Source organism: Yinghuangia soli (assembly GCF_021502675.1).
GTDB lineage: Bacteria > Actinomycetota > Actinomycetes > Streptomycetales > Streptomycetaceae > Yinghuangia > Yinghuangia soli.
Window position 1 is genome coordinate 245378 of record NZ_JAKFHA010000001.1, and the last position, 19969, is coordinate 265346.

General features: G+C 71.3%; 17 protein-coding genes. 10 read left to right on the top strand and 7 right to left on the bottom strand.

The genetic code is table 11. The annotated features are described in order from the left end of the window. Positions 1-39: 39 nt before the first annotated feature. Positions 40-939 (bottom strand): hypothetical protein, encoded by a 900-nt coding sequence (locus tag LZ495_RS01065; protein WP_235049842.1) that lies wholly within the window; start codon positions 937-939, stop codon positions 40-42. Positions 940-1184: 245 nt separating this feature from the next. Between LZ495_RS01065 and LZ495_RS01070 the strand changes: the two genes are divergently transcribed. Genes LZ495_RS01070 through LZ495_RS01080 form a run of 3 tightly spaced genes read left to right on the top strand, consistent with a single transcriptional unit; the run spans position 1185 to position 2631 of the window. Beyond that, positions 1185-1634: an SRPBCC domain-containing protein gene (locus tag LZ495_RS01070; protein ID WP_235049843.1), complete on the top strand. Its 450-nt coding sequence runs from the start codon at positions 1185-1187 to the stop codon at positions 1632-1634. Next, positions 1631-1819 (top strand): hypothetical protein, encoded by a 189-nt coding sequence (locus LZ495_RS01075; RefSeq protein WP_235049844.1) that lies wholly within the window; start codon positions 1631-1633, stop codon positions 1817-1819. The genes LZ495_RS01070 and LZ495_RS01075 overlap by 4 nt, the downstream gene beginning before the upstream one ends. Beyond that, positions 1816-2631 (top strand): SDR family NAD(P)-dependent oxidoreductase, encoded by an 816-nt coding sequence (locus tag LZ495_RS01080; protein ID WP_235049845.1) that lies wholly within the window; start codon positions 1816-1818, stop codon positions 2629-2631. The genes LZ495_RS01075 and LZ495_RS01080 overlap by 4 nt, the downstream gene beginning before the upstream one ends. Positions 2632-2693: 62 nt before the next feature. Here the strand turns inward: LZ495_RS01080 and LZ495_RS01085 are convergent, their stop codons facing one another. Both LZ495_RS01085 and LZ495_RS01090 read right to left on the bottom strand, forming a co-directional pair. Beyond that, a complete protein-coding gene (locus tag LZ495_RS01085) occupies positions 2694-3755 on the bottom strand; it encodes a hypothetical protein (protein ID WP_235049846.1) in 1062 nt (353 codons plus the stop codon). Positions 3756-3907: 152 nt separating this feature from the next. Then, positions 3908-4714, bottom strand: coding sequence for an acetoacetate decarboxylase family protein (locus LZ495_RS01090; protein ID WP_235049847.1), 807 nt, complete (start codon positions 4712-4714; stop codon positions 3908-3910). A 219-nt stretch (positions 4715-4933) separates the two neighbouring features. Here LZ495_RS01090 and LZ495_RS01095 point away from each other — a divergent pair, with 219 nt between their 5' ends. Both LZ495_RS01095 and LZ495_RS01100 read left to right on the top strand, forming a co-directional pair. Further along, positions 4934-6286: a glutamine synthetase family protein gene (locus tag LZ495_RS01095; RefSeq protein WP_235049848.1), complete on the top strand. Its 1353-nt coding sequence runs from the start codon at positions 4934-4936 to the stop codon at positions 6284-6286. A gap of 52 nt (positions 6287-6338) precedes the next feature. Next, on the top strand, positions 6339-7622 hold the full coding sequence (locus LZ495_RS01100) for a cytochrome P450 (RefSeq protein ID WP_235049849.1): 1284 nt from the start codon (positions 6339-6341) through the stop codon (positions 7620-7622). Positions 7623-7791: 169 nt separating this feature from the next. On the opposite strand, the gene LZ495_RS01105 is transcribed toward LZ495_RS01100, so the two are convergent. After that, positions 7792-9324: an MFS transporter gene (locus tag LZ495_RS01105; RefSeq protein ID WP_235049850.1), complete on the bottom strand. Its 1533-nt coding sequence runs from the start codon at positions 9322-9324 to the stop codon at positions 7792-7794. Positions 9325-9519: 195 nt separating this feature from the next. Between LZ495_RS01105 and LZ495_RS01110 the strand changes: the two genes are divergently transcribed. Beyond that, positions 9520-10173, top strand: a complete 654-nt coding sequence (locus tag LZ495_RS01110; RefSeq protein ID WP_235049851.1) for a TetR/AcrR family transcriptional regulator — start codon at positions 9520-9522, stop codon at positions 10171-10173. A gap of 56 nt (positions 10174-10229) precedes the next feature. Here the strand turns inward: LZ495_RS01110 and LZ495_RS01115 are convergent, their stop codons facing one another. After that, positions 10230-10922: a type 1 glutamine amidotransferase gene (locus tag LZ495_RS01115; protein WP_235049852.1), complete on the bottom strand. Its 693-nt coding sequence runs from the start codon at positions 10920-10922 to the stop codon at positions 10230-10232. Between the two features lie 23 nt (positions 10923-10945). Beyond that, the gene (locus tag LZ495_RS01120) at positions 10946-12640 is read right to left on the bottom strand and encodes an amidohydrolase (protein ID WP_235050450.1); all 1695 of its coding nucleotides are present in this window, start codon (positions 12638-12640) and stop codon (positions 10946-10948) included. Between the two features lie 437 nt (positions 12641-13077). Here LZ495_RS01120 and LZ495_RS01125 point away from each other — a divergent pair, with 437 nt between their 5' ends. Together LZ495_RS01125 and LZ495_RS01130 are read left to right on the top strand one after the other, a co-directional pair. Then, complete coding sequence (locus LZ495_RS01125; RefSeq protein ID WP_235049853.1) at positions 13078-14343, top strand: hypothetical protein; 1266 nt, start codon at positions 13078-13080, stop codon at positions 14341-14343. Between the two features lie 112 nt (positions 14344-14455). After that, complete coding sequence (locus tag LZ495_RS01130; RefSeq protein ID WP_235049854.1) at positions 14456-14959, top strand: DnaJ family domain-containing protein; 504 nt, start codon at positions 14456-14458, stop codon at positions 14957-14959. Positions 14960-15035: 76 nt separating this feature from the next. Here LZ495_RS01130 and eboE read toward each other — a convergent pair whose 3' ends face one another. Further along, positions 15036-16199, bottom strand: a complete 1164-nt coding sequence (eboE, locus tag LZ495_RS01135) for a metabolite traffic protein EboE (protein ID WP_235049855.1) — start codon at positions 16197-16199, stop codon at positions 15036-15038. Positions 16200-16513: 314 nt separating this feature from the next. Here eboE and LZ495_RS01140 point away from each other — a divergent pair, with 314 nt between their 5' ends. Together LZ495_RS01140 and LZ495_RS01145 are read left to right on the top strand one after the other, a co-directional pair. Further along, positions 16514-18793 carry an ATP-binding cassette domain-containing protein gene (locus tag LZ495_RS01140; RefSeq protein WP_235049856.1) on the top strand — a complete coding sequence of 760 codons (2280 nt, stop codon included), beginning with the start codon at positions 16514-16516 and terminating at the stop codon, positions 18791-18793. Positions 18794-18820: 27 nt separating this feature from the next. Next, positions 18821-19945 (top strand): WD40 repeat domain-containing protein, encoded by a 1125-nt coding sequence (locus LZ495_RS01145; protein ID WP_235049857.1) that lies wholly within the window; start codon positions 18821-18823, stop codon positions 19943-19945. The last annotated feature ends 24 nt before the right edge of the window (positions 19946-19969 follow it).

Genomic DNA, 19969 nt, shown 5'->3' on the forward strand with positions numbered 1-19969 from the left:
GCCGAGCCAAGGCTCGGCGCCCTTCGCACGTTTGCACGCTCAGTCTTCGTCGGCCATGACCTCGTCCACGGTCGCGGCGGTCACCGCCCGCACGAGCCACTTGTCCAACTGCGCCCGGTCCTGGCAGGCAAGGATCGCCTCGCGAACGCTGTCCGGCACCTCGACGCCACGGGTAAGCAGCACCTTGACGACCGCTTGAGCTTCCCCATGCGCTTCGCCACGCGCTTCGCCACGGGCCTCACCACGGGCGAAGATGTCTCCCAGCAGGGATGGCCTGTCCTCTGTAAGCGGCATGAAAGCCTCCAAAAGAGCCGCCCGCGCCTCCGGGTCGACCGAGCTGTATACAACGTTAGTGTACGTACGTACATCGTCGTCGGGGACTTTGTGCATGGCGGCCGCAAGGGCCTCGAAGACTGCGTCCCGCACCTTTTCGTCGGATCCGTGCATGAGCGCGGAGAGCACCGAAAGCACCGGCGAGGCGATGGCCTGCGCCGGATCACCCAGCACCGCCACCTCATCGGGGCCGATGACCAAGGGCGCAAGTCTGTTGTCTCCGACATTGGTCCTGAACTCCCGGCGCGCCCAATCTGCGACGCCCCGGTCCAGGCACACCACGACGAGAACCGCCGGGCAGGAGTATCTGTAAGCGGCACTCGCGAGATACATCGGCCAGCTACGCCGCTTCCCTTCTTTTCGGGCCAACTGCACTTCGAAGACGACGACGAGCTCCGGCTTCGCGGCCCCAGGTTCCAGGACTTCGAACAAGGCGTCAGCACGCAGTTCGCTTGGCGACACCACGGTCAACTCGGAGCGCGCGGGCCTCCAGATCCATGGCCCGCTCGGAGATTCCCTCGGGATCGGCAGCTGGACGTGCTGCTCGATGAGCTCCACATGGTCACAGAAGAGATCGGTGACCAACTCATGTTCGGGAGTAATCACGGCGGAACCGTAGCGACCATCGACACTCTATGCGCCCATTCAAACACTTTAAGTACTCATCCGAGCGTAGGAATGCCCACCTCGGGAGGGCAGCCGATCGCCCCGAAGAGCGAACTGAGCCTCTGGCCAGCGGAGTTCGACGCACAACGCACAGCCCCACCAGCAATACGCAACCAAAAGTTGCGCATCCACGACTCTCGCCTTAGATTGACATGCAACCAAAGGTTGCTCATGGGAGGTCCGTGGTGGAGTTCGGAGATCTGACGCGCGAGGTCCGCATCGAGGCGGCGCCGGAGATCGTGTTCGATGTGGTGAGCCGCCCCGAGCACATCAAGATGTGGTGGTCGGACGACGCGTCGTTCGAGTCCGCGCCCGGCGCGGTCGGCGAATTGGTGTGGGGCGACCGCGCCGCGGTCGAAGCGATCACGGTGGTGGACGTCGAGCCGCCCCGCAAGTTCACGTTCCTGTGGGTGGCACCCAGCGGAGAGACGCCCGAGATGGGCAACTCCCTCTTCGTCACCTTCGAGCTCGAACCCGCGGGTGACGGCACGGTCCTGCGCCTGACCGAGAGCGGCTGGCGCGAGAAGGGCTGGGAAGCCGCGGTCCTCGAAGAGGCGTACCGCGACCACGAGAGCGGCTGGGACATGTTCCTGCCGCGGCTGCAGAAGTACGCCCCGACGGTGGCCCCGCAATGACCGCCGTCCTGGAGCGCGCCGACGCAATCCGCGCGGCTCCGGCAAGGCCCGTACGCCGCCACGAGGTCGCCCGGCTCGCGCACGCCAAAAGGCAGTTCGACGACACCGGCAAGACCTGGGACTCGCGCCTGAACCGCATCAAGCGCATCGCCGAGGAAATCCAGCGCAAAAGGGGACGGTCATGAACGCACGACTGCTCGACAACAAGACCGCGGTGATCTACGGCGGCGGCGGAGCCCTGGGCGGAGCCATCGCCCGGACGTTCGCCCGCGAGGGCGCCCGCGTCTTCATCGCCGGCCGCACCCAGGCCCCGCTCGACGCGGTCGCCCGCGACATCACCGCGGCCGGCGGCCAGGTCGAGACCGCACTGGTGGACGTCCACGACCAGGAGGCCGTCGAGGGCCACGCCGACGCCGTGGCCAAGACCGCAGGCGGAATCGACGTCGCCCTCAACGCCGTCAGCGTCATGCACGACCAGGGAACTCCCCTCGCGGACCTGTCCCTCGACGCGTTCATGCGCCCGATCGACGGCTTCCTACGGACGCTCTTCATCACGACGAAAGCCGTCGCCCGCCACATGGGCGGCACCCGCCCCGGCGTCATCCTCACCCTGTCCGAACCGGGCTCCAAGCTGGCCCTGCCCGGCCTCCTCGGCCATGCCGTGAGCGCGGCAGGCAAGGAGGCCTTCACCCGCTCCCTGGCCGCGGAGCTGGCCCCCGCCAACATCCGCGTGATCGGCATCCGCCCGCACGCGGTGGTGGACGGCCCCGCCGCAGGCTCCTACACCAAGGAGCTCTTCGAACAAGCGGCGTCGGCCTCCGGCCTGACAGTCCAGGACATGCTCGAAGGCGACAACGGCCTCGCTCAAGGGACGCTCCTCAAGCGCCTCCCCACCATCGCAGAGGTCGCGGAGACCGCAGCCTTCCTGGCCTCCGACCGAGCGGGATCGATGACGGGAACCATCGCCAACCTGTCGGCCGGCGCCCTCGTCGATTGACAGGCAGCGGTGCACACGGGGGCGTGAGTGAACCGCTCACGCCCCCGTCGACCGATCGCGCCTCAGCTTGCTGCCGCGACCGCGCCCTCGCCCACCGCCTCGGGCGTGTCCTGCGCCAACCATTCCTCGAAGCGTGTGCTCGTCGCCGGATCCGCGAACGCGGCCATCAGTGCACGTGTCACTTCCGGCCGATCCGGGTGCATCATGGCGGACAACATCGTCCACTCTGGGCTCTGCGCAGCCACCCGAGGATCGACGATCGCCGGGACGTCTTCGGGGCCGACGACCAACGGCGCCACACGCACACCGTGCATACGCAGGTCGAGAGGCTGTGCCGCCCAATCCGCCACGGCCGGGTCCGGACAGACCACGCACAGCCGCACGGGGCACTCGTAGCGCATCGTGGCGGCGCAGAGATACCGCACCCAGCGCGCACGCTTGGCCTCGTCAGGCGCGCGCTGGACCTCGACGATGACGATCAGGTCGGGCTCACCCGATTCCGGCGATGTGCGCGCAAGGACGGTATCGGCCCGAAGTCCGGCCGCTCCGGGAACGGAGAGGTCTCGGGGCAGCGAGCGCCAAGGCGATCCAGCCGCGGAAGTCCCCGGGACGCCGACGCAAGCCGACCGGCTCATGCAAGCCGACGGACCCACCACGCAGAACCAGTCCGCGCAGTCCGGCGCCACGTCCGCGGGGGTCTCCACCCCAGAGTGCTCCTCAGCGTCGGGCCACCCGGAAACCAGCTGTGTGTCGAAGGCTCTGGCTGCCCATACCGAGAGCTTCTCCTCGGGCGCCACCACGAACAGTTCCGCTGGGCAGCCGAATCGCAGGGATGCGTCCTGCACGTAGCCGGGCCACCGCTCGGCCTGCCGGGCATCGTCACCGCCGACGACCTCCAGCACCACGACCAGATCGGGCCGTGCAGCGCGGTCGGGCCACCTCGCGATCAGGCCATCCGGAGCGAACGCCTCAGGATCGTCATCCGCTGCCGGATCGTCGGTCGAGACGAACTGCCATTTGTAGCTGCCGGAAGCCCGGGGCAGCTGCAGTCGTTCGTCGGTCTCGACCAGGCCTGGAGCCAGTTCGAAGAGTCGCGCGAAGAGCTCGCGCCGCAGATATGACATGTCGGGGAGCTTGCAGCATATGGGCACTCAGCGTGTCTATGCGGGCACTTTCTGCTTCTTTGGAAGGTAAGACACGCCGCCCCTGGAGTGAGCGCGGGCCACGCTCCGGGAGGAACGTGGCCCGTGGTGCTGGAAGTTCGACAAATGCGGAGCTAATCGGCGGCGGTGGTGGTGCCCGTCGCCAGGACCGTGCCGCCGTTCCAGGTGACTCCTACCTGGCGGTAGTACGCGCCGATGATTTCGTGGATCTCCAGGCGGGCGAGTTCCTCGGTCGGGGCTTCGAACAGCGTGAGGTCGGCGTCGCCGGACCAGGCGGGGCCCAGGTCGGCGGACTCGGCGCCGGTGGCGATGAGTTCGTCGAGGGCGAGGCCCTTGCCGTCGATGGACGGGAGCCAGCGGTGGTGGGCCATCGGGTGGCCGTTGACGAAGCCGTTGCCGTCGGACGGTTCGCGGAGGGTGACGACGGCCTCGGCGAGGCGGCGGTCCGCGGCGGCGAGGGTGGCGCCGAAGACCGCGCCGGCCTCGATGCGGGGGGCCGGGCCGTACGGGTGCGGGCGGGTCTGGTGGATCGAGCCGAGCTTCTTGGGATAGCCCTGGTGGAGGCCGCGGGCGATGGCGAAATCCTTGTCGACCCAGATGTAGACGCAGCGCGAGTAGGTGACGCCCTCGAACTTGCAGCGGACGACCGCGAAGCACTCCTTGTACTGGCTGCGGACCGGGTCGAGGAGCTCCTCGCGGGACGAGCTGCAGGACTGCCAGTCGGCCCAGATCAGGGCGACCGCGCCGGGGTCCTCGTCGGCGAGCTCGAGGGGTGCGGGCAGCAGTTCGGCGACCCGGGCCGGGTCGGTGCGGTACTCGACGGTGAGCAGGTCGCCGGAGTAGTGCCAGGGCGGCGAGGGCACCAGTGAGGACCGTCCGCTGCCGGTCTTGGGGTGGAAGAAACCGCGCACGCCGGTCACGACGCCTCCTCGGTGGCTCGGGTGCGATGCCGGTCGGTGCGCCGGATCGTTTGGGTCCGTACGATATGCCCTCGACGCCGCACTGTCACCCCCGGGGACCCCTTGTGCGACGGCCCTGTCGTCCATATGGTTTGGACTCAAACGAGTAGCCCGCCCGCCACTCGCACGAACGTGAATCGGCCGACCTGCCGCCGCCTGCCCGACCGCGAGGAGACTCCGGTGCAATCGAACGTTCCGGACCGCATCAGTGAGACCGTCGCCGAACTCGAGGAACGCGGGATCGACGTGGTCCGCGTTGTCTATCCCGACCTGATCGGCACCGACCGGGGCCGCGACGTCCTGGTCGGCCACCTGCCCTCGGTCTGCGCGCACGGCCTGGCGTTCTGCCGGGCCGTCTACCACACCACCCCGCGCGGCGAGACGCTCGCGATCGCCGGCGGCCTGGACGTCGGCCTCCCGGATGTCACGGTGCACCCGGAACTCGGCACGCTGCGGCCGCTGCCCTGGGAGCCGGGCGTGGCGTGGTGCCTGGGCGAGACCACCGACCCGGCGACCGGGCAGCTCGCCCCCGAGGGCCCGCGCTCGCTGCTGCGCAACGTGCTGAACCGGATGCGCAAGGAGACCGGCCTCACGCCCGTGGTCGGGCCGGAGCTGGAGTACTTCCTGTGCGAGCCGGACGGCCAGGGCGGCTGGCGGCGGTACGGCGAGGCGTCCGGCAACGTGTACGTGGCCGGCCGGCGCGGCGACCCCGAGGCGCACCTGCTGCGCACCCTGCGGCACCTGCGCGACCTCGGCATCGGCGCCACCACCGGCAACCACGAGTACAGCTCGGGCCAGTTCGAGATCAACCTGGACCACTCGGAGGCCCTGGACGCCGCCGACCGGGGCTTCCTGTTCAAGTCGGCCATCAAGGAACTCGCCCGCATCGACGGCAAGTTGGCCACTTTCATGGCCAAGCCGTTCAGCGACGAGGGCGGTTCGGGCTTCCACCTGCACCTGAGCTGTGTGGACGCGGACGGCGACAACGCGTTCGACGACCCCCAGGGCCCGTACGGCCTGTCCAAGGCGGCCGGGCACGCCATCGCCGGCATCCTGCGGCACGCCCCCGCGATGGCCGCGCTGCTCAACCCGACGATCAATTCGTACAAGCGCTTCGGCCCCGACACGCTCGCGCCGTGGCTGATCGACTGGGGTCTGGACAACCGCAGCGCGATGGTCCGCATCCCGCCGGAGCGCGGCCCCGGCGCGCGCCTGGAGATACGCCTCGGGGACGCGAGCGCCAACCCGTACCTCGCCATCGCCGCGGTGTCGGCCGCGGTCCACCTCGGCATCCGCGACGAACTCGAGCCGCCCGCACCGCTGGAGGGCTACGGGTACGACACCAGCAAGGCCCCGCTCCTGCCCGCCTCGCTGCCCGAGGCGCTGGACGCCCTCGCCGCCGACGCCGAGCTCAATGCGCTGCTCGGCAAGGAGTTCACCGACGCCTTCCTGAACTACAAGCGCGACGAGGTCGCCCGCTTCCACCAGCACGTCACCGACTGGGAGTTCGCGGAGTACGCCTACCACCTGTGAGTACCGGAGCAGCTGCCGCGCCCGCCGCCACGAACGAAACCGGAGTAGCACCATGAGTACCACCAAGGTGTCCGCCGTGCCCGAGCCCATGCCCCTGGACGAGGTCGACCTCGCGGACAACGACCGCTTCACCGACGGCGAGACGCCCTGGCGGATGTTCCACACGCTGCGCGCCGACGACCCCGTGCACTGGCAGCCGGAGCCCGAGCCCAACAGCGGCTTCTGGGCCCTGACCCGGCACGCCGACATCGTGGCGGTGGACCGGGACCCCGAGACGTTCACCTCGTCGCGGTTCACCAACCTCGAAGAGGTCGACGACTCGCAGATCGCGATCCGCCGCTCGATGCTGGAGACCGACGGCATGCGGCATGTCGCGCTGCGCCGGCTCCTGCAGAAGCAGTTCACCCCGCGCGCGATCGCCGACTACGGCACGTTCCTGCGCGGCCTGACCGCCCGGACGCTGGACAACGCGCTGCACAAGGGCACGTTCGACTTCGTCCACGAGGTCTCCGCGGACTTCCCCATCAACGTCCTCGCGCGCATGCTCGACGTCCCCGACTCGGACACCGAGAAGCTCATCGACTGGGGCAACCGGATCATCGGCAACACCGACCCGGACTACGCGGACGTGCTCCTGGAGAGCGCGGAGAGCGAGCAGTACCGCGACCTGCCGTTCCGCAGCCCGGCCTCGCTCGAAGTGTTCGCGTACGGCCGCGAGCTCGCCGAGAAGCGCCGCGGCGGCGACGGCACCGACCTGGTGAGCCGGTTGGTGAACCAGACCCCGTCGGACGGTGTGCCGCTCAGTCAGCGGGACTTCGACAACTACTTCCTGCTGCTGGTGGTCGCGGGCAACGAGACGACGCGGCATGCCATTTCGCACACCATGCTGGCGCTCATGCAGCACCCGGAGCAGATGGCGCGGCTGCGCGACGACCTGGCGCTGATGCCGGACGCCGTCGAGGAGTTCCTGCGCTGGGCCTCGCCCGTCTACCACTTCCGGCGGACCGCGACCCGGGACACCGAACTGGGCGGCAAGCGGATCCGCGAGGGCGACAAGGTCGTGCTGTGGTTCGCGTCCGGCAACCGCGACGAGGCGGTGTTCGAGGACCCGTACCGCTTCGACGTGACGCGCAAGCAGGTCGACCACGTGACGTTCGGCAAGGGCGGCCCGCACTTCTGCCTCGGCAACGCGCTGGCCCGCCTGGAGATGCGCATCATGTTCGAGGAACTGCTGCCGCGCATCGCCGACATCAAGCTCGCCGGCCCGGTCAGCCGGGTGCGCTCCAACTTCGTCAACGGCATCAAGGAACTGCCGGTGACGGTCACCCTCGCCTGATCCCGAGCGCTCGGGAAGGCGCGAGAAGCCGGAAGGCCCGGTCCGCGGCATCTGCCAGTGCCGCGGACCGGGCCGTCCCTATGCGTCAAGCGTCACCCGGCCAGCGGCGTCGTGGCGTCATGCGTCGACGTGCCTCACCCCGTGAGGGTCCGGGGGTCGCGGTCGCCGCTCAGGACACCTTGTGCGCAGGTGCGGGCGCGTTGCGCCGCCCCGCGGGCACCAGCATGCCGACCACCACGGCCAGCAGCCCGGCGCCGGCCGCGATCGCGAAGGCGATCGTGAAGCCGCTCTCCTTCGGCATCCCCGCGGCGGTGGTGCTGGAGGTGACGGCGACCATCGACAGCGCCGAACCGAAGGACATGCCGACGGTCCGCGCGATGGTGTTGATGCCGCTTGCGATGCCGGTCTGCTCGGGCGGTACGGCGGCCACGATGACGTTCGCCATCGCGGCCATCGCGGCGCCCACGCCGAGGCCGAACACGAACAGCCCGATCATGATCTGCCACAGCTCTCCGTGCGCCACGATGAGCAGCAGCGAGCCGGCCGCCAGCAGCGCGCAGCCGCCCAGCAGCGACGGCTTCGAGCCGATCCGGGCCTCCAGGGCGCCGGCCGTGGGGCCCGCGATGAGCATCGCGACGGCCAGCGGCAGCATGTAGACGCCGGCCATGGTGACCGTCGTCCCGAACCCGAAGCCGCTCGCCTTGGGGAGCTGCAGCAGCTGCGGCATCAGGAACATCGCGCTCATCATCGCGTAGCCGGTCAGCAGGCCCGCGACGTTCGTGGTCCACACGCCGCGCAGGCGCATGACCTTCATGTCCACCAGCGGTGCGGACGAACGGAGTTCGGCGAGCACCCAGAGCACGAGCAGCACGGCCGAGGCCGCCAGGAGCCCCACGATGGAGGCCGAACCCCAGCCCCACGTACGGCCCTTGCTCACGCCCAGCAGCAGGCAGGCGAGCGCGGCGCCGAGCAGGGCCGCACCGAGCCAGTTGATCCGGGTGGACTGCGCGCGGTCCGGCGAGTCCGGGATGTACTTCCACGCCATGGCGACGGTGAACGCGCACACGACCATCGGGATCCAGAAGAGCCAGTGGTACGAGAGGTTGTCCACGATCGGCCCGGCGAGCACCGACCCGATGCCGCCGCCGATGCCCATGACCGCCGAGGTGAGGCCGATCGCCGCGGCGCGGCGCTCGGGCGGGAACTCGTCGCGCACGATGCCGAACGACAGCGGGAAGACCGCCGCGCCGACGCCCTGGATGGCCCGGCCCACGATGAGCAGGCCGATCGAGTCGGCCAGGCCGCAGATCAGCGAGCCGACGCCGAGCGCCCCGATGGCCACCACGAACAGCTTCTTCTTGCCGTGGATGTCGCCCAGCCGGCTGACCACGGGGGTGGTCACCGAGGCGACCAGCAGATACGCGGTGAGCAGCCACGACGCGGTGTCGGTGGTGGTGCCGACCTCGCGCGTGATGACCGGCAGCGCGGGCGACAGCATCGACTGCAGCAGGGAGTAGGTGAGGGCGCCGAGCACCAGGATCAGCAGGACGATCCCGGTACGCGAGTGGCCGCTGCCGGTGTCGGCGCCGGGCTTGTGCGGGGCGCCCGGGCCGTCCGCTCCGGGGCGGGCCGGGGCGGCGTCGGAAGCGGCGGCAGGTGCGGGTATGGGGACGCCGGAGCGCGTCCCGTCGATGGCGGTCAAGGCAGGTGGTTCCCCTCGCTAACGCGCCATGTAAACCGGGTTTACATGTATGCGGCAGCCATTATCCACGACCCCCGCAAGCCGCCCCGCGGCGGCCGTCCACCCCGCGCGGACGCGATGGTTAGATGGGCCGTCCGACGGCGGCGGCGACGGCCGGCCGCGGAATAAGCCGGGACGACTCGGGAGAAAACCACCATGGACGCCGACTCTCCGCGCCCTCGCGCGGGCGAACCGCGCCCCCGCTGCGCCGAGGCGACCTCCGCCGCGCTGCTCGACGCCGCGGCGGCCCGCTTCGCCCGCGACGGGTACGAGGCCACCTCGGTCCGCGACATCGCCGCCGACGCCGGGGTGAACCCCGCGCTGATCTACCGCTACTTCGGCTCCAAGGAGAAGCTGTTCGTCAGCGTCGTGAGCCGCGACCGCGACCCGGCCACGGTCATCGACGGGCCGATGGACGAGCTGCCGGACCGCTCGGTGACCTGGTTCCACAACCGCCCCCCGGCCATCGCCGGCGAGCACCCGCTCGCCCTGATGCTGCGCAGCGCCGGCCGGGAGGGCGTCTCGGACCTGATGCGCGCCCAGGTACGGGACACCGTCGCGGCGCTGGCCGCCCGCCTGGACGGCCCGGACGCCGAACTGCGCGCCGCGATGATCCTGGCCCTGAACGTCGGCATGGGCGCGCTCTCGTCCATCGCCGGCGTCGACGTCCTCATGGCAGCCCCGCCGGACCGGCTGCGCGACCACCTGGCCGCGGCGATGATGCCCCTGATCGACGTCCCGGACGCGGCCACCACGACTCCCCAAGGCGCCGAAAAGACCACGACCGCCGAGAGCCCCGCCAACCCCTGAGGACGCGTCAGGGACCCGCGACACCAGGGCCCCTGACGCGCGATCACCTGCCGCGGCTACAGCCCGGCCACCTCGTCCAGGAAGGCGTCCACCAACGCGTGCGCGCGTTCCCGGGCGCCCTCCAGGGGCAGGACCAACTCCGCCGGGTCGAACCCGTATGCCGTCGCCTCCTCGTCCCCGCCGTCCTCCATCCACGCCTGCACGATCTGCGGCGTGACCTCGGGGTGGAACTGCACGCACAGCGACCGGCCCACCGTGAACGCCTGCGGCCCCACGTCCGTCCGTGCCAGTTCCTTGGCCCCGGGCGGCAGCACGATCCGGTCGAAGTGCCATTCGAACCACGGACCTTCGGGGACCAGGCCGGGCGCGTCCGTCTGCACCGGGGTCCAGCCGATCTCCGGGTACGGGGCGCGCTCGACGGCCCCGCCCAGCGCGGTGGCCATCGCCTGGGCGCCGAAGCAGATGCCGAGCACCGGGATGTCCGCATCGAAGGCGTCTCGCAGCAAAGCGAGTTCGCCGCCGATCCAGGTGCCGATGGTGTCCGCGTCGTACACCGACCACGGTGCGCCGAGCGAGACGACGGCGTCGAAGCCGTGCGGGTCGGGCCAGTCGACGGTGACCCGCGGGTCGTCCTTGCTCTCCTCGGGGACGACAAGTATCTCGGTGAGCTCGAAGCCGCGGGCGAGCAGCCGCTCGCCGACGAATCCGGCGTCTGAAGGATGGTCGTGACGGATGATCAGGGCGCGCATCACGTGTTCCCTCGGTTCGTCGTTCAGACCTTCCCGAAGACGATCCGGCCGTCGAAGACGGTCAGTTCGACGGGGAGGTCGGGGATGTCGTGCGGGTCGGCGGCCACCAGGTCGCCGCCGAGTACGCACAGGTCGGCGGCCATGCCGGGGGTCAGCGCGCCCTTCCAGTCCTCGGCGAAGTCCTGCCGGGCGGCGTTGACGGTGTAGGCGCGCAGCGCGGTGGCCAGGTCGACGCACTGCTCCGGGCCGCTGGGGCGGCCGGTGGCCTTGGATTCGCGCAGCATCATCGCGGCCACGCCCTGCCGCCAGTTCGGGTACGTGATGGGCGCGTCCGAGCTGGCCGTCACGGGGATACCGGCCTCGACGGCGCTGCGCACCGGCCATTGGTAGGCGGAGCGTTCGGTGCCGACGATGCCGTCCATGAGGTCCGAGATGGTCCACTTGATGGCCGGGTTCATGTTGACCGACCAGCCGTGCTCGGCAAGTTTGGCCAGGCTGGCGGGCGAGACGAAGTCGCCGTGGATGACGTAGTGCCGCTCGTCGGTGCGCGGGTGCGCGGCATGCGCCTCGGCGAAGGCGTCGACGACCGCGTCGATGCCCTGGTCGCCGGTGACGTGCACACCGAGCTGGTAGCCGGCCGCGTGGGCGTGCCGGACGATGGTGTTCAGCTCGCCGACCCGCTGCGCGTCGGTGTGCCCGTGCAGGCACAGGCAGCCGTGCCCGCCGCCGATGTACTCCTCGTGCATCCACGCGGTGCGGCTGGGCGGGATGCCGTCCGCGAAGACCTTGACCCCGATGACGTTGAGCAGTCGCGGGTCGGCGGCACCACCCGGAATCGGCGCGGCGAGCCGTTCGGGCAGCGCGTCGGCGGACTCGCCCATGGCCAGCGGGAGCAGCAGGACGCTTACCCGGGCCTGGAGTTCGCCGGACCGCGCGAGTTCGGCGTACGCGGCGAGGGTGTCGGTGCCCGCGGTGCCCTTGAGCAGGCTGTCGCCGCCGGGGCCGAGGCCGGGCTCGGTGTAGCTGGTGATGCCCTCGGCGTGGCAGAGCGCGATGGCCTCGCGGATCGCCTGGGTGCGTGCGGCGCGCGACATGACCGGGATGACGGCCTCGACGAGGTTCTGCGCGCTTTCCCGGAGCAGGCCGGTCGGCTCGCCGTCGGCGTCCACCTCGATGATGCCGCCGGGCGGGGCCGCGGTGGTGCGGTCGATGCCGGCGGCCTCCAGGGCCCGGCTGTTGAGCCACAGGGTGTGGCCGGTGAACTCGTAGAGCGCGACGGGGCGGTCCTCGACGACTGCGTCGAGGTCGTGGCGGGTGGGCAGCCGGGTCGGGTCGGCGAGGCATTCGGCGAGGTAGCCGACGTCCCAGCCGTTGCCGACCGCCCAGGCGCCGGCCGGCAGGTCGGCGGCGTGCACCGCGACCGCGCGGGCCACGTCGGCGATGGAGCGGACCGCGGGGTAGGCGACGTCCGCGGACAGCGGCGGGCGGGTCGCACCGAACGAACAGCCGTGCAGGTGCGAGTCGTTGATGCCGGGGAGGGCGGTACGCCCGGCGAGCTCGACGATCTCGGTGCCGGGGCCGATCCACGTGCCGATCTCGGCGTCGGTGCCGACCGCGGCGACGAGCCCGCCGCGTATCGCGACGGCTTCGGCGATGCGGAAGTCCGCGTCGAGGGTGAGCACGCGGCCGCCCCGGAGGACCAGGTCGGCTGGGCCGATCGGCGCGGCGGATGCGGCAGCTTCGGCCCCGGCGCGGGTCCCGACCTCGGGACCGGCCTCGGGACCGGCCTCGGATCCTGCGGCTCCGGCGGTGGGTGCGGCCTCGGTCAATGCGGGCTCCTTCCGCGCGGCGCGCGTCTCGGCGTTGGTCGGCGGGCCGGGGCCGCTGCGCGAGGGCAGGCGGCATCGGCACGCTTCGCGCGCTTTATTTGACCCCAAACGATATGCAGAGGCCCGGCACCCCCACAAGCCCTTCGTACGGACCCGAACGAAATTCGGCCAGGGCACGGCGCCCGGTCCGGGCCGAAATCCCCGCGACCGGGCCCGCCTTCCGTCGCTACCGTGGCGCGAGGCCCCTCCCAGGCCTGCGCGGCAGCGGTCCTGCTGCGCCGGGCCTGCGACCCGGGGACGCCGTGCGCCGACGAGAGGAAGGCACCGTGAACACCGGGGCGCTCCTGCTCGGCCAGGCGCCCTGGCACGTGATCGGCCCGGTCCTGGACCGCATCGACCCGGACATGCGCCGCGACATCCTGAGCACCCCGGGCCTGCCCGGCCGGGCCATCCTGGAATACGTCGTCACGCAGGGAACGAGCGGCGACCGCCAAGCAGTCGCCGGCAATCCCGAGCTCGACCCCAAGGTCCTGCTGCGGCTGGCCGAATGCGACGACCCGGCCGTCACCGGGCTCGCCCTGCAGCACCCGCGCGCCACGCGCGAGGTGATACTCCAGGCCTCCCGGACCGCGCGGCCGCCCGCGGACCTCTTCGCCACCGCGGCTGCCCGGCGCCCCCAGCACATGCTGTACGCACTGGTCGAAGCGAAGGTGCCGGCCGCGGTCAGGTACGCCATGACCGGCCTGCGGTTCGACCACGACTTCCCCGCCGCGGACGCCGTCATGCTGCGCGGATGCCTCAACGTGTGGCGGCTGGCCGGCCGGGAGGCCGCGGCCGCCGCCCTGGCCGACGGCCCTCCCCTGCGCAACCGGGTCCGGGCCGAGGCGGCCGCTGCAGTCGCGGTCCCGGACGGCCGCGACCGGCTCGGCCGGCTGATCGAGCGCGAGGGCAGCACGCCCGTGGTGCTCGAACGCCTGCGGCTGCTCCAGAACCGTCCGGCACCCCCGCGCTCCGCGGACGGGATCCGCATCACGGAAGGCTCGCTGCACCGGTTGCTCCTGCTGGCCCCGCACGAGAATCTGCGCTGGCCGCTGGTGACGGCCGAGCACGAGAGCAAGCCGTGGTCCGAAGACGCCCTCGCGGCGCTATGGGACCAGCCCGGCTGCCCCGCTGAGCTGATATCCGGTCAGGCCCGGGACGCGGCGGTGCACCGCGGCGAGGCGGATCCCGACGGGCACCGCGCGACCGTGCTGCGCCGGAGCCGCCGCCGGGCCGTCAAGGCAGCCGCTCTGGAGCACCTGGCCCGGACCATGCCGCACGGTGACGACTCCCCGGTGCGCACCGCGTACCGCGAGGGCCTGCTCACCGCGACCGCGATCGTCACGCAGGCCCGGCATGCCGACGCCGGACTGCGGGTGTTCCGGAACCTCACCGGCCGCGAACTGGACACCGCGCGCACCGCAGTGTCGGTCCTGACCGCGCACCACCTCGGCGAGAGCACCGAGGCCTGGGCGATCGCGCTGCGGCTGCTGCCCGAGTTCGCCGGGACGCTGCCGGAACTGCTGGCCACCGCCCGCGCCGCGGCCGGGTAGGCAGCGGTCGCACTGCGGCCGGGTAGGCAGGGGTCGCACCGCGGCAACGCGGCACGGGTGAGGCATGCTGGTGGGGATCACACCGTGACCACCGAGTACTGCGGAGGCCGTCGTGACCGAGCGCAAGCCGCCGGAAGTCCCGTTCGAATCGTGGGTGGACCGCCAGATCCGGGACGCCCAGTCGCGCGGCGAGTTCGAGAACCTCCCCGGCGCGGGCAGACCGACCCAGGCCGTCGACGCTCCCTACGACGAGCTGTGGTGGATCAAGGACAAGATGCAGGGCGAGGGCATCTCGGTCCTGCCGCCCACCCTCAAGCTCCGGAAGGAAGCCGAGGACGCGCTGCCGCTCGCGATGCGGGCCCGGTCCGAGCGCGAGGCCCGCCGGATCGTCACCGAGCTCAACGAGAAGATCACCGCGATGCTGCGCATGCCGCCGCCCGGTCCGCTGCTCAACCTCAAGCCGTTCGACGTCGAGGCGGTCGCCGCCGAGTGGCGCGAACGGCACCCGGACCGGGTACGCCCGGTGCCTCAGGAGGCCTCCGGCCCGTCCGTGTCCGACGCCAAGCCCCGCGGCCCGCGCCGGACTTGGCGCTGGCGGCGGCGCGGCAGCGCCTGAGAGCCGACCGGCCCGGCACGCGCCGCATCCACGCGGCCCCGCACCCATACCCCCATCGGTACGGGCCGGCCCCACGTCAGAACACCGGGCCGCCCTCGACCAGCCCCCGGGCCAGCAACGCACCGCGCAGCCAGTCCAGTTCGGCCGCGACCCCGGCCACCACGCGGTCGCGGTCGGGCGTGCGCATGCCCTGCGCCACCGGCCAGGTGTACGCCTCGACCTCGACGTGGTCGGTGAGCGCCGCCGAGCCGCCGAACACCCCGTCGAGCGCATCCGCCAGCACATCGCGCGTCGCGGACAGCGGCGGTGGCGGGTCGCTGTGCAGCGGCACGTGGCAGTGCACCCGCCACGGCCCCCGGGCGGGCAGTCCGCCCGCGAGCGCCTCGGACAGGTCGTCGACACCGAGCGTGGCCGGACCCGCCTCGCGGGTCTGGTGCAGATAGCCCGGTTCCACGTAGCGGCGCAGCGCCCGGCGGGCCCGCCACGGATCCTCGGCCTGCAGTGCGTACGCCGCCTGCATCTTGACCACCGGTACACCGGCCTCGGCGAGTGCGGCCAGGGCGCGGTGCGGGTCCTCGAAGCCGACGGCCAGGTGGCACGTGTCGAGGCAGACCCCGAAGTGCGCGGGGTCGAGTCCGCGCAGCGCGGCCGCGGCCTCCTCGACGCTCTCCAGCACGTACCCCGGCTCGGGCTCGAGGCCGATGCGGATGTGCCGTCCCGTGCGGTCCGCGAGCTCGGCGAGGCGCGTCCCGACCGAGCCGAGCATGGCCTCCGCCATCTCCTGCGCGGTAGGGCTCCAGCGTTTGCGCCAGCCGAAGGGCAGCGTCGACACACTGCCGTGCACTACGTCGTCGGGCAGCAGCCCGGCCAGCACCCGGGCGCAGTCCACGGTGTAGAGGTAGCGCCGGGCGTCACCCCAGGCGGGCCCGCGGGTCGAGTGCGCACGCGTCTCGTCGTGCTCGCCGCTGTACGGGAAGGCGTCGAGGGTCACCACTTCCAGGCCCTCGTCCGCCAGGCGCCCGCGCAGGACGTCCACGGCGGCCGGGCTCTGAGCCAGTTGCTCGGCCACCACCGGGGCCAGCCACAGTCCGACGCCGAGCAGGTCGCTGCCGAGCTCCTTGCGGACCGGCACGCAGTAGTCGGTCAGCTGCGCCACGATGCCGGGCAGGTCGGTGGCGGCGTACACGTTGGTGCAGTAGGCGACGTGGACCGGGGTCCCGTCGGGGTGCCGGAATCTCATGCGGGCGCTCCCGGTTCTCGGGTGCGCGCCGGGTGCGGGCATGACGGAACCCGGCATGCCGAAAGCGGACACGCCAAATCAGATCGCCACATCGAACCCCCCAGTCCTGACGGGTCGTCACCTGCGCGCGGTCCCCATGCCGCGCGTCCGGAAGACGACCGCATCCCTGTGCGATACGAAACCAACGATCGCGCTGCCCCGATCAGTTCCCGTCCGCGGCTGATTCCCCGGAGCTCATCCGAAGTGCGGGGTCCCGGTCCGCGCCGGATGGCCGACGGCCTGGCCATGTCCGTACCCGTGCATATGATCGGCCGATGCCCGCCGAGAATCCGCATGTGCAGCCCGCCGACCGCCACGACGTGATCCAGGTGCGCGGAGCCAGGGAGAACAATCTCCGGAACGTGGACGTCGACCTGCCCAAACGCCGTCTGACGGTCTTCACCGGGGTCTCCGGCTCGGGCAAGTCGTCGCTGGTCTTCGGCACCATCGCGGCGGAGTCGCAGCGGCTCATCAACGAGACGTACACCGCGTTCATCCAGTCCTTCATGCCGAGCCTGGGACGCCCGGACGTGGACGGCCTGCACAACCTGAGCGCCGCGATCGTCGTCGACCAGGAGCGCATGGGCGCCAATTCGCGCTCCACGGTCGGCACCGCGACGGACGCGTCCACGATGCTGCGCATCGTCTTCAGCCGGCTCGGCTCGCCGCAGATCGGCCCGGCGAGCGCGTTCAGCTTCAACAACCCCGAGGGCATGTGCCCGGCCTGCGAGGGCCTCGGGCTGTCCTCGAAGATCGACATCGACCAGCTGGTGGACCGCGAGAAGTCGCTGAACGAGGGCGCCATCACGGTCCCCAACTTCCAGGTCGACTCCTGGTACTGGCAGATGATGGCGCAGTCCGGCTTCTACGACCCGGACAAGAAGCTGAAGGACTTCACCGAGCAGGAGTGGTCGGACCTCCTCGACCGCGCGGCCGGCAAGGTGAAGGTCAAGAACAGCAGCTTCAACTACGAGGGCCTCGTGGTGAAGGTCCAGCGGCTCTACCTGTCCAAGGACCGCGAGTCGATGCAGCCGCACATCCGGGCGTTCGTGGACCGGGCGGTGGTGTTCGAGGACTGCACGGTGTGCGCGGGCACCCGGCTGAGCGCCGCCGCGCTGTCCTCCCGGATCGGCGGGCTCAACATCGCCGAGTGCTCGGCGCTGCAGATCAGCGACCTCGCGGAGTTCCTGCGCGGCATCGACGACCCGTCGGTCGGGCCGATGCTCGCCGGGCTGCGGCATCTGCTCGACTCGCTCGTCGAGATCGGGCTCGGCTACCTGAGCCTGGACCGGACCTCGGCGACGCTGTCCGGCGGCGAGGCGCAGCGCGTCAAGATGGTGAGGCACCTGGGCTCCAGCCTCACCGACGTCACGTACGTCTTCGACGAGCCGACCGTGGGGCTGCACCCGCACGACATCCGGCGCATGAACGACCTGCTGCTGCGGCTGCGCGACAAGGGCAACACGGTCCTGGTCGTCGAGCACAAGCCGGAGGTCGTCGCGATCGCCGACCATGTGGTCGACCTCGGCCCCGGCGCGGGCACCGCGGGCGGCGAGATCTGCTACTCGGGCGACGTCGCGGGGCTGCGCGCGTCCGGCACGCTCACCGGGCGGCACCTGGAGCACCGCATCAAGCTGCGCGACCGGGTCCGCACCCCCGCGGGTTCGATCGCGATCACCGGGGCCGCGCAGCACAACCTCAAGGACGTCTCGGTCGACGTGCCGCTCGGGGTGCTGACCGTGGTCACCGGTGTGGCCGGCTCCGGCAAGAGCTCGCTGATCCACGGGAACCTGTCGAACCGGGACGGCGTGGTGGTGGCCGACCAGTCGCCGATCCGCGGCTCGCGGCGCTCCAACCCGGCCACCTACACCGGGCTGCTGGACCCGATCCGCAAAGCCTTCGCGAAGGCCAACGGGGTCAAGGCGGCGCTGTTCAGCGCGAACTCCGAAGGCGCCTGCCCCAAGTGCAACGGCCTGGGCCTGGTGTACACGGACCTGGCGATGATGGCCGCGGTCGCGTCGCCGTGCGAGGCGTGCGAGGGCAAGCGCTTCACGCCGGAGGTCCTCACCTACACGCTGGACGGCAAGAACATCAGCGAGGTCCTCGACATGCCGGTCGCCGAGGCGTACGAGTTCTTCGGGGCCGGCCCGGCGCATGCGATCCTGGGCCGGCTGGCCGACGTCGGCCTCGGCTACCTGCGGCTGGGGCAGCCGCTCAACACGCTGTCGGGCGGCGAGCGGCAGCGCATCAAGCTGGCCATCCACATGGCCGAGAAGTCGTCGACGTATGTGCTGGACGAGCCGACCACGGGCCTGCACATGGCCGACGTGGACAAGCTCCTGGCGCTGCTCGACCGGCTTGTCGACGAGGGCAACACGGTCGTGGTGATCGAGCACCACCAGGCGGTCATGGCGCATGCCGACTGGCTGATCGACCTCGGTCCGGGCGGCGGGCACGACGGCGGGGAGATCGTCTTCACCGGTACGCCGGCCGACCTGGTCGCGCACGGGGAGACCCTCACCGCACACCACTTGCGCGAGTACGTGGCGGACTGAACAGACGCGATGGGCTGAACGGACTCGATGGACGACACGGACGCGATGGACGGCACGGGCACGTTCGTACGGTCGGCGGCCGAGGCACGGCCGGGGCAGTTGCTGCTGGAGTGCCGCGCCCCGAACCGGGCTTCGTCGCACGCGTTCGACCTGCATCCCGACGGAAGCCTGCTGGTGGTCGGTACCGTGCCCGAGTCCGGGTACGGTGCCGAATTCCACGTGGTCGACGTCGCGACCGGCGAGCAGAGACTCGTGCACGCCGAGGCGGCGGGTGCCCGGCAGGCCGCCGTCCACGCTGTGCTCTTCGACACCGCCGGAACCGGCCTGGTGTACGCGGTCGACGGCCGCACCTGCCACGTCGACCTGGGCTCCGGGGCGGTACGCGAACTGGCCGCCTACGAGCAGGGGAAGACGGCGTCGTTCAACCCGTACTGCCTGCGGCCGCAATGGGACGCGGCACGGCAGCGTCTGCTGCTCTTCGACGCGGGCGATGCCGTGCGTGTCGTGGCGATGGCGGGTCCGGAGGCGGAACAGGCCGGTGGCGTAGCCGACTTGTGCAGGCTGAGCACACGCGACGACGACGCCGGCCCCGCGGCCACCGAGGTGCGTGCGGCGGCGCTGTCCCGCGACGGCAGCCGCCTGGCGCTGCACCGCGTGAGCCGCGGCATCGTGTACGGCCACGACGACGCTGCGCACGACACAACCAACGAGGTCGAACTGCGGGACGTCGACACGGGCGTCCTGCTGCGGCGGATCCCGCTGCCCGCACCGCTGCACACCGACGGCATCGGCAGCCTCGGCTTCGCCCCGGACGGCACGTCCCTGGTCGCCGATCCCGAGCCCGCGCAGGGCCCTTGCGGCATCGATGCCGAAAGCGGGCGGCTGCTCTGGGCGTTCCCGCACGCCCACCGCAACGACCGCTGGGACGAGTGCTTCGGCTGGGCGTACTCCCCCGCGGGCGACCTGCTGGCGGTCGGCCGCTACACGGCAGGCCGCGGCATCACGCTGCACGACGCGGGCGACCGGAGCCCGTATCCGCTCGCCCTCGAACGCGTGGAGAACCAGCGGGTGATGCGGTTGGTGTTCGCGGCCGACGGCACCCGGTTGGCGGCGGGCGGGTCGGCGGGGATGCTGACCGTGCGCGCAATCTGACGCCCGGCAATTCACCCCATCGGG

Excerpts from the sequence above, each read along its gene's own strand:
- eboE (WP_235049855.1), bottom strand. The coding sequence starts at position 16,199 with ATGAGATTCCGGCACCCCGACGGGACCCCGGTCCACGTCGCCTACTGC.
- LZ495_RS01110 (WP_235049851.1), top strand. The coding sequence starts at position 9,520 with ATGGACGCCGACTCTCCGCGCCCTCGCGCGGGCGAACCGCGCCCCCGC.
- LZ495_RS01080 (WP_235049845.1), top strand. The coding sequence starts at position 1,816 with ATGAACGCACGACTGCTCGACAACAAGACCGCGGTGATCTACGGCGGC.
- LZ495_RS01115 (WP_235049852.1), bottom strand. The coding sequence starts at position 10,922 with ATGCGCGCCCTGATCATCCGTCACGACCATCCTTCAGACGCCGGATTC.
- LZ495_RS01100 (WP_235049849.1), top strand. The coding sequence starts at position 6,339 with ATGAGTACCACCAAGGTGTCCGCCGTGCCCGAGCCCATGCCCCTGGAC.
- LZ495_RS01145 (WP_235049857.1), top strand. The coding sequence starts at position 18,821 with ATGGACGACACGGACGCGATGGACGGCACGGGCACGTTCGTACGGTCG.
- LZ495_RS01140 (WP_235049856.1), top strand. The coding sequence starts at position 16,514 with ATGCCCGCCGAGAATCCGCATGTGCAGCCCGCCGACCGCCACGACGTG.
- LZ495_RS01085 (WP_235049846.1), bottom strand. The coding sequence starts at position 3,755 with ATGTCATATCTGCGGCGCGAGCTCTTCGCGCGACTCTTCGAACTGGCT.
- LZ495_RS01075 (WP_235049844.1), top strand. The coding sequence starts at position 1,631 with ATGACCGCCGTCCTGGAGCGCGCCGACGCAATCCGCGCGGCTCCGGCA.